Origin of the sequence: Streptomyces sp. NPDC058964 (assembly GCF_042741275.1) — a bacterium.
GTDB lineage: Bacteria > Actinomycetota > Actinomycetes > Streptomycetales > Streptomycetaceae > Streptomyces.
Window position 1 is genome coordinate 1 of record NZ_JBHYKH010000123.1, and the last position, 7,927, is coordinate 7,927.

At 71.4% G+C, this 7,927-nt stretch carries 9 protein-coding genes and 1 pseudogene; 7 read left to right on the top strand and 3 right to left on the bottom strand.

What is annotated here, in order from left to right:
- Both ACFW2E_RS17485 and ACFW2E_RS17490 read right to left on the bottom strand, forming a co-directional pair.
- Window positions 1-191, bottom strand: a pseudogene (locus ACFW2E_RS17485) (hydrolase); the annotation flags it as partial.
- A gap of 19 nt (window positions 192-210) precedes the next feature.
- Window positions 211-1,026: an SOS response-associated peptidase gene (locus tag ACFW2E_RS17490; RefSeq protein WP_384467275.1), complete on the bottom strand. Its 816-nt coding sequence runs from the start codon at window positions 1,024-1,026 to the stop codon at window positions 211-213.
- 48 nt (window positions 1,027-1,074) lie between these two features.
- On the opposite strand from ACFW2E_RS17490, the gene ACFW2E_RS17495 reads away from it, so the two are divergent.
- The 4 genes from ACFW2E_RS17495 (at window position 1,075) to ACFW2E_RS17510 (ending at window position 4,704) form a co-directional block, all read left to right on the top strand.
- Window positions 1,075-1,797, top strand: a complete 723-nt coding sequence (locus ACFW2E_RS17495; RefSeq protein WP_384467277.1) for a M50 family metallopeptidase — start codon at window positions 1,075-1,077, stop codon at window positions 1,795-1,797.
- A gap of 133 nt (window positions 1,798-1,930) precedes the next feature.
- The gene (aroA, locus tag ACFW2E_RS17500; RefSeq protein WP_384467279.1) at window positions 1,931-3,280 is read left to right on the top strand and encodes a 3-phosphoshikimate 1-carboxyvinyltransferase; all 1,350 of its coding nucleotides are present in this window, start codon (window positions 1,931-1,933) and stop codon (window positions 3,278-3,280) included.
- 13 nt (window positions 3,281-3,293) lie between these two features.
- Window positions 3,294-4,304, top strand: a complete 1,011-nt coding sequence (gene rsgA / locus ACFW2E_RS17505) for a ribosome small subunit-dependent GTPase A (RefSeq protein ID WP_384467281.1) — start codon at window positions 3,294-3,296, stop codon at window positions 4,302-4,304.
- Window positions 4,305-4,380: 76 nt separating this feature from the next.
- Window positions 4,381-4,704: a DMT family transporter gene (locus tag ACFW2E_RS17510; RefSeq protein ID WP_384467283.1), complete on the top strand. Its 324-nt coding sequence runs from the start codon at window positions 4,381-4,383 to the stop codon at window positions 4,702-4,704.
- Here the strand turns inward: ACFW2E_RS17510 and ACFW2E_RS17515 are convergent.
- On the bottom strand, window positions 4,670-5,374 hold the full coding sequence (locus ACFW2E_RS17515) for a TetR/AcrR family transcriptional regulator (RefSeq protein ID WP_384467285.1): 705 nt from the start codon (window positions 5,372-5,374) through the stop codon (window positions 4,670-4,672). The two genes, ACFW2E_RS17510 and ACFW2E_RS17515, sit on opposite strands and share 35 nt — an antisense overlap.
- Window positions 5,375-5,605: 231 nt before the next feature.
- On the opposite strand from ACFW2E_RS17515, the gene hisN reads away from it, so the two are divergent.
- From hisN to ACFW2E_RS17530, 3 genes are all read left to right on the top strand, one after another.
- Entirely contained in the window at window positions 5,606-6,406 is an 801-nt protein-coding gene (hisN, locus tag ACFW2E_RS17520; protein ID WP_384467287.1) for a histidinol-phosphatase, read from the top strand.
- Between the two features lie 149 nt (window positions 6,407-6,555).
- The gene (locus ACFW2E_RS17525) at window positions 6,556-6,951 is read left to right on the top strand and encodes a cyclic nucleotide-binding/CBS domain-containing protein (RefSeq protein ID WP_384467289.1); all 396 of its coding nucleotides are present in this window, start codon (window positions 6,556-6,558) and stop codon (window positions 6,949-6,951) included.
- A gap of 369 nt (window positions 6,952-7,320) precedes the next feature.
- A complete protein-coding gene (locus ACFW2E_RS17530; protein WP_384467291.1) occupies window positions 7,321-7,737 on the top strand; it encodes a Fur family transcriptional regulator in 417 nt (138 codons plus the stop codon).
- Window positions 7,738-7,927: the final 190 nt, after the last annotated feature.

Genomic DNA, 7,927 nt, shown 5'->3' on the forward strand with positions numbered 1-7,927 from the left:
CGCCAGGGCTGCTCGACCAGCGCGACAGTCACCCCGTGCCCCGGCAGGACGCGGGCCAGCGCCTGCAGGTCCCGCGCCTCGATGCCGCCCCCGGCACCGTGGCTCGCGGCCAGCACGAGCCGCGCCCTCTCGGCCCTGTGCCAGGTGACGCGGGCGTCACCCGCGTCCGTGCCGATGATCTCGGTCGTCAGGTCTGACTCGGTCGTCACGTCAGAAGAGTGTGCCCTCTTCGGGCCCGTCCAGCTCCTTCAGCAGCTCCGGACCGTTGTTGCGGACGTTGCTGACGGCGGTGGAGACCGGGTAGGCGCGCATCAGGCCGGCCGGGGGCGGCTCCAGCAGGGAACGCAGGTCCTCCGGGTCCGTGCGGGCGGGGTCCAGCCAGGCGTCCCAGCGGTCCGGCGTCAGCATCAGCGGCATCCGGGGGTGGATCTCGGCGAGCGAGTACGGCCCCTCGGCCGGTGCGACGGCCAGGGGCGTCGCCTCCGCCTCCGTCGTGATCACGGAGCAGGTGACCCACCATGCCTGCGGGTGGTCGTCGGGCAGCGTGCGGTCGCGCCAGAACTCGTACAGCCCGGCCATCGCGAACACCGACCCGTCGGCGGGCAGCACGAAGTACGGCTGCTTGCGCGGGCGCTTCTTCTTCCCCTCGACCTCGAGGTCCCGCTCCTGCGTGCCGGTGACCCACTCGTAGTAGCCGTCGGCGGGGATGATGCAGCGCCGGGCGGCGAAGGCGCGGCGGTACGACGGCTTCTCGTGCACGGTCTCGGCGCGCGCGTTGATCATCCGGGCGCCGCCCTCGGGCGTCTTGGCCCAGGAGGGGACGAGCCCCCACTTGAGCCTGCGCAGCTGCCGAACCGGCCGCGGGTCCGCCGCGTCTTTCACCGGGCGGTCGAGGACGGCGTAGACCTCCTTGGTCGGAGCCACGTTGTAGTCCGGCTCCAGGGTCTCTTCGGGCTCCCACTTCTCGATCTCAAAGATTCCTGCGAGATCTTCGGGCCTACGACTGGATGCATACCGTCCGCACATACGTGCCACACTGCCAGACTCCGAACCACCAGAGGGAGCAACCAGTACATGGACAGCACCGCCGCCACCGCGCTGCCCGGCCTCTGGGACCGTCTCGTCGGCACCCAGCCCGACCCCGACCTCTGGGTGGTGGTCGCCACTCTCGCCGCCGCGGTCGCGGTGGTGATCCCGCCCGGCGTGTGGCGTCTGTCGCGCAACGCCATCACGATCGCCCACGAGGGCGGCCACGGTCTGGTGGCGCTGCTCTCGGGGCGGCAGCTCACCGGTATACGGCTGCACTCCGACACCAGCGGCCTCACCGTCAGCCGGGGCAAGCCGACCGGCATCGGCATGATCCTGACCGCGGCCGCCGGCTACACCGCTCCCCCACTGCTGGGCCTCGGGGGTGCCGCGCTGCTGGCCGCCGGGCACATCACGCTGCTGCTCTGGCTGGCCACGGCGCTGCTGGTGGCCATGCTGGTGATGATCCGCAACGCGTACGGGGCGCTGACCGTGATCGTCACGGGCGGGGCGTTCCTGCTGGTGTCCTGGCTGACCGGGCCGCAGGTGCAGGCGGCCTTCGCCTACGCGGTGGTGTGGTTCCTGCTGGTCGGCGGGGTGCGTCCGGCCTTCGAACTGCAGGCCAAGCGGGCGCGCGGCGGCGCCGGTGACTCGGACGCGGACCAGTTGGCCCGGCTCACCAACGTTCCGGCCGCGATGTGGCTGTTCCTGTTCCACGTGGTGTCACTGAGTTCACTGATCGGTGGCGGGCGCTGGCTGCTGGAGGTCTGAGTCAGGTCCGGACCTGTCGGGGCCGTTCTACACGCGCATATATGCACGGCATTTCCCCTGTCGAGGTTTCGCTCCGGTTTCACCGCTTTTCGATCAAGATCCCCGTTGTCCCCCAGCCACTAAAGTGGGGCGCATGACCGTTAACCCCGCACACACCGCCCTCTGGCCCGCCCCGCACGCGAGCGGAGCCGTCGACGCGACGGTCCACGTGCCCGGGTCGAAGTCGGTCACCAACCGCGCCCTGGTGCTCGCCGCCCTCGCCTCCGAGCCCGGCTGGCTGCGCCGCCCGCTGCGCTCCCGGGACACCCTGCTGATGGCCGGTGCCCTGCGCGCCATGGGCGTCGGCATCGAGGAGACGGTGTCTTCGAGCTCCTCCGTCGCGGGCGGCCCGGACGGCGCCGGCGAGGCCTGGCGCGTGTTCCCGACGGGCCTGCACGGCCCGGCCACGGTCGACGTCGGCAACGCCGGCACGGTCATGCGCTTCCTGCCGCCGGTCGCCGCGCTGGCCGACGGCCCGGTCCGCTTCGACGGCGACCCCAGGTCGTACGAGCGTCCCCTGAACGGCGTGATCGACGCGCTGCGCGTGCTCGGCGCCCGGATCGACGACGACGGCCGGGGCACGCTGCCGCTGACGGTGCACGGTGGCGGCGCGCTCGAAGGCGGCCCGGTGTCGATCGACGCCTCGTCCTCGTCCCAGTTCGTGTCCGCGCTGCTGCTGTCCGGCCCTCGCTTCAACCAGGGCGTCGAGGTCCGCCACACCGGTGCCTCGCTGCCCTCCATGCCGCACATCCGGATGACCGTCGACATGCTGCGCGCGGTCGGCGCCCAGGTGGACACCCCGGAGTCGGGCGGCGAGCCGAACGTCTGGCGGGTCACCCCGGGCGCCCTGCTCGGCCGCGATCTGACCATCGAGCCGGACCTGTCGAACGCCCAGCCGTTCCTGGCGGCGGCCCTGGTGACCGGCGGCAAGGTACTCGTCCCGGACTGGCCGTCCCGGACGACCCAGCCGGGTGACCGGCTGCGCGAGATCTTCACCGAGATGGGTGGTTCCTGCGAACTGACCGAGTACGGCCTGGAGTTCACCGGCTCCGGTGCGATCCACGGCATCGACGTGGACCTGGGCGACGTCGGCGAGCTCACCCCGGGCATCGCGGCCGTCGCCGCCCTCGCGGACTCCCCCTCCACCCTGCGGGGCGTGGCCCACCTGCGCCTGCACGAGACGGACCGCCTGGCCGCGCTCACCAAGGAGATCAACGAGCTGGGCGGCGACGTCACCGAGACCGCCGACGGCCTGCACATCCGTCCGCGCCGCCTGCACGGCGGCGTGTTCCACACCTACGAGGACCACCGCATGGCAACCGCCGGAGCGATCATCGGCCTGGCGGTCGAGGGCGTACAGATCGAGAACGTGGCGACGACGGCGAAGACCCTCCCGGACTTCCCGGAGATGTGGACCGCGATGCTCGGGAGCGACAGGGCGTAGGGGACTCACCGCCATGCGCCGCTACGGCAAGCACACCGACGAGGACGACATCCGCAGCCGCCCGAACCGCAAGGGCAACCGACCCCGCACGAACATCCGGCCCAAACACGAGGACGCGGCCGAGGGCATGGTCCTCACGGTGGACCGGGGCCGCCTGACGTGCCTCGTCGACGACCGGCCGATCATGGCGATGAAGGCCCGCGAACTGGGCCGCAAGGCGGCGGTGGTCGGCGACCGGGTGGCCCTCGTCGGTGATCTGTCCGGCAAGAAGGACACCCTCGCCCGCATCGTCCGCATCGAGGAGCGCGCCTCGGTCCTGCGCCGGACCGCGGACGACGACGACCCGTACGAGCGCGTGGTCGTCGCCAACGCCGACCAGCTGGCCATAGTCACAGCCCTGGCCGACCCGGAACCCCGCCCGCGTCTGATCGACCGCTGTCTGGTCGCCGCCTACGACGGCGGCCTGACCCCCCTCCTGGTCATGACCAAGTCGGACCTGGCCCCGCCGGACAAGCTTCTGGAGCTCTACGGCGACCTGGACATCCCCTACGTCGTCACCAGCCGCGAGGAGCTGGAGGACGGCGGCGCGGCCGACCGTGTCCGCGAGCACCTCGACGGCAAGGTCACGGCCTTCGTGGGCCACTCGGGCGTGGGCAAGACGACGCTGGTCAACGCGCTGGTCCCGATGGAGCGCCGGCGTATCACGGGTCATGTGAACGCGGTGACGGGCCGCGGCCGCCACACCACCACCTCGGCACTCGCGCTGCCGCTCGCCTCCGCGGACGGCTGGGTCGTCGACACCCCGGGCGTACGGTCCTTCGGCCTGGCGCACATCGACGCCTCCCGTGTCATCCACGCATTCCCCGACCTGGGGCCGGGCACCGAGGGCTGCCCGCGCGCGTGCAGCCACGACGAGCCGGACTGCGCGCTGGACCAGTGGGTGGCCGAGGGGCACGCGGATCCCGCGCGGCTGTACTCACTGCGCCGGCTGCTGGCGACGCGGGAGCGCAAGGAGGGCGACTGAGCGCCGCGGTGTTTGGCCGTGCCCGAGCCCGGCAAGTGCATAATCGCACCGAGCCGGACATACGGGAGGACAGCACATGGCGTGGCTGCTGGTCATCGTGGCCGGAATGCTGGAGACCGGTTTCGCCGTCTGCCTCAAGCTCTCCCACGGATTCACCCGCCTGTGGCCCACCATCGCGTTCTGCGCCTTCGCCCTCGGCAGCTTCGGTCTGCTCACCCTCTCCCTCAAGAAGCTGGACGTGGGCCCCGCCTACGCCGTGTGGACCGGCATCGGAGCCGCGGGCACCGCGATCTACGGCATGATCTTCCTCGGCGACCTGGTGTCCACGCTGAAGATCGTGTCGATCAGCCTGGTCATCATCGGCGTCATCGGGCTCCAGCTGTCGGGCTCGGCCCACTAGGCCCTGCCGTCGGATCCCCGCCTGCCCCGCGACGCCGTGCACGCTCCCCCGAGCTCTCGGCTTCGCTCCGTAACAGGGCGCCGCGTACCAGCTCGGCGACCCCGCCCTCGCCCTCGCCCGGCGGAGCGGACACACAGGACAGTGCCAGCCGTACGACGAGTTCACAGGACCGGACGAGTTCGGCACCCTCGCCCCGCACGCCGCCGGGGCCGGCGAGCACCGCCACCGCGCGGTCCCGCACGAGGTGCACGAAGTCGCCGGGCGACGGCAGCGGACCGTCAGCCCGGCGCTGTGCCGGTACGGCCGAGGAGGAGGGCACCGCGGAGAGCGTCGGGGAGGGCAGACGCTCGGTCCAGCAGCCGGTGAGCATGGCGCGCACGAGGGCGTTCTCACGGGCGGCCAGGGCTGTCCACTCGGCGGTGGCGGTCAGCCGGTCGCGGGGCTCGGACGAACTGGCGAGGGCGCGCTCCACCCCCGCGAGATACCCGTCGGCCTCCCGGCGCACCAGCGCCCTGGCCAGCCCCTCCTTGCTCCCGAACTCGTTGTACAAGGTCTGCCGGGACACCCCGGCCGCCGCGGCCACGTCCACCATCCGCACGGCGGACCACGGCCGGCGCGCGAGCGCCGTGTACGCGGCGTCCAGTAGGGATTCCCGCGCTGCAGGCATCATCGCCTCCCTGGGGCGAGCGGCTCTGCGCCCAGATTTGACGCGCGGGAATGCACTGTCAAGGGTTCGCGAGGGCACCGAGGGGCGCCCTTCGGCCACCGCACGCGGGTCACCCCGGGGCGCGCCCGCGCGCACTCTCCGGAAACGGTCCCCGCCGACCACGCACCGCTCCCCGGCAGCCGCGAACCGATCCCCTGTAGCCGCGTACCGACCACGACGGATACGGTTCGTTTCATGCCCGACTACCTCGACGACCTGCGCCTCGCCCACGTCCTCGCGGACGCGGCCGACGCCGCGACGACCGCCCGTTTCAAGGCACTCGACCTGAAGGTCGAGACGAAGCCGGACATGACCCCGGTGAGCGAAGCGGACAAGGCCGCCGAGGAGCTCATCCGCGGGCAGCTCCAGCGGGCCCGTCCCAGGGACGCGGTCCTGGGCGAGGAGTACGGCATCGAGGGCACCGGCCCACGCCGCTGGGTGATCGACCCGATCGACGGCACCAAGAACTACGTACGCGGCGTCCCCGTCTGGGCCACGCTGATCTCCCTGATGGAGGCGGGCGAGGGCGGCTACCGGCCGGTCGTCGGCGTCGTCTCCGCCCCCGCCCTCGGCCGCCGCTGGTGGGCGGCGGAGGGGCACGGCGCCTTCACCGGCCGCAGCCTGTCCTCGGCGACCCGCATCCACGCCTCGCGCGTCTCCAGGCTCTCGGACGCCTCGTTCGCGTACTCCTCGCTCTCCGGCTGGGAGGAACAGGGACGCCTGAACGGCTTCCTCGACCTCACCCGCGAGGTCTGGCGCACGCGCGCGTACGGCGACTTCTGGCCCTACATGATGGTCGCCGAGGGTTCGGTGGACATCTGCGCCGAGCCCGAACTCTCGCTCTGGGACATGGCCGCCAACGCGATCATCGTCACGGAGGCCGGCGGCACGTTCACCGGCCTCGACGGCCGCCCCGGCCCGCACAGCGGCAACGCGGCCGCTTCGAACGGTCTGCTGCACGACGAGTTGCTGGGGTATCTCAACCAGCGCTACTGAGCGGCACGGGACGATCACGCACGCCCTCAATCGGCCGCGCGCGCCCCCTTGTTGACCTCCGCTTTACCTGCCACCCTGAGAGGACCCCCACTTGTGAACTTGTGAATCGCTGAACTATCGCAGCGATTCTTAGGAGGTGGCTCCAGACCATGCTCGTCCGAGACGCCATGAGCACGGTGGTCCTCACCATCGGCCCAGCACACACCCTCCGCCAAGCCGCCGCACTGATGTCCGCCCGCCGCGTGGGCGCCGCCGTCGTCCTCGATCCCGACGCGGGCGGGATCGGGATCCTCACCGAACGCGACATCCTGAACTCCGTGGGCCTGGGCCAGAACCCGGACACGGAGCGAACCCACGCCCACACCACCAACAACGTCGTGTTCGCCGCCCCCACCTGGACCCTGGAGGAGGCGGCCCGCGCCATGGCGCACGGCGGCTTCCGGCACCTCATCGTCCTCGATCACGGCGAACCCGCCGGGATCGTCTCGGTCCGCGACATCATCCGCTGCTGGGCGCCCGCACGGGAGCCGGCACCGGCGCTCTGAGCACGCGAAACGGGCCGGGCCCCGACCGCCCGGGGATCCGGCCCGCCGCGTCGGCAAGCTGTCCGGCGACCGCCGTGCGTCAGCCGCGCAGGGCTTGCACCGTCACCTCCAGCCACCCGCCGAAGTCACCATCGGCCCGGGAGCGGCGTGGTTGCCGGTCACGCCGATGACCGGAGTGGAGCGCCACAGCGGCCGGTCCGCCTGGAACGGCCCTCCCTGCGTCACGCACGCCTCCGGCGCCGTTCCCGACGATTCCTGCCGCTTGACCAAAGTCGCCTCGATCTCACAATAGACAATATCTAAAACAAGAGTCTATCTAAACTCACACCCATTCGGAACTTGGGTCCCCTTGCTGTTAGGCTGGTCCTCATGAGCGACCTTCTGGAACGGCTGCGCGGACGCGGATGGCGGATGACCGCGCAGCGGCGTGTCGTGGCCGAGGTTCTCGACGGAGAGCATGTTCATCTGACGGCCGACGAGGTCCATGCCCGGGCCGTCGCCAAGCTGCCCGAGATCTCCCGGGCGACCGTCTACAACACGCTGGGCGAGCTGGTCTCCCTCGGTGAGGTCCTCGAGGTCAGCACGGACAAGCGCGCGAAGCGGTACGACCCGAACGCGCACCGGCCGCACCATCACCTGGTCTGTGCACGGTGCGGCGCGATCCGCGACGTCCATCCGGTCGGCAACCCGCTGGCCGACCTCCCCGACTCGGAGCGCTTCGGCTTCACGGTCTCGGACGTGGAGGTCACCTACCGGGGCACCTGCCCCGCCTGCGCATCCGCCTGAACCCACGCTCCGCGAAGCCCCGGCTCCACTACCTTGGAGACCGGGGCTTCGCGCGTCCACGCCACCCACGCCACCCACGCAAGCAACGACAAACGCCGAAGGGCCCGGAGCGGACGAACCGGGCCCCGCGGCCGTCAGTAGAGGGGTACGGATTTTAACCGGCGACATCTGGGGTTTGAGCCCAGCGGGA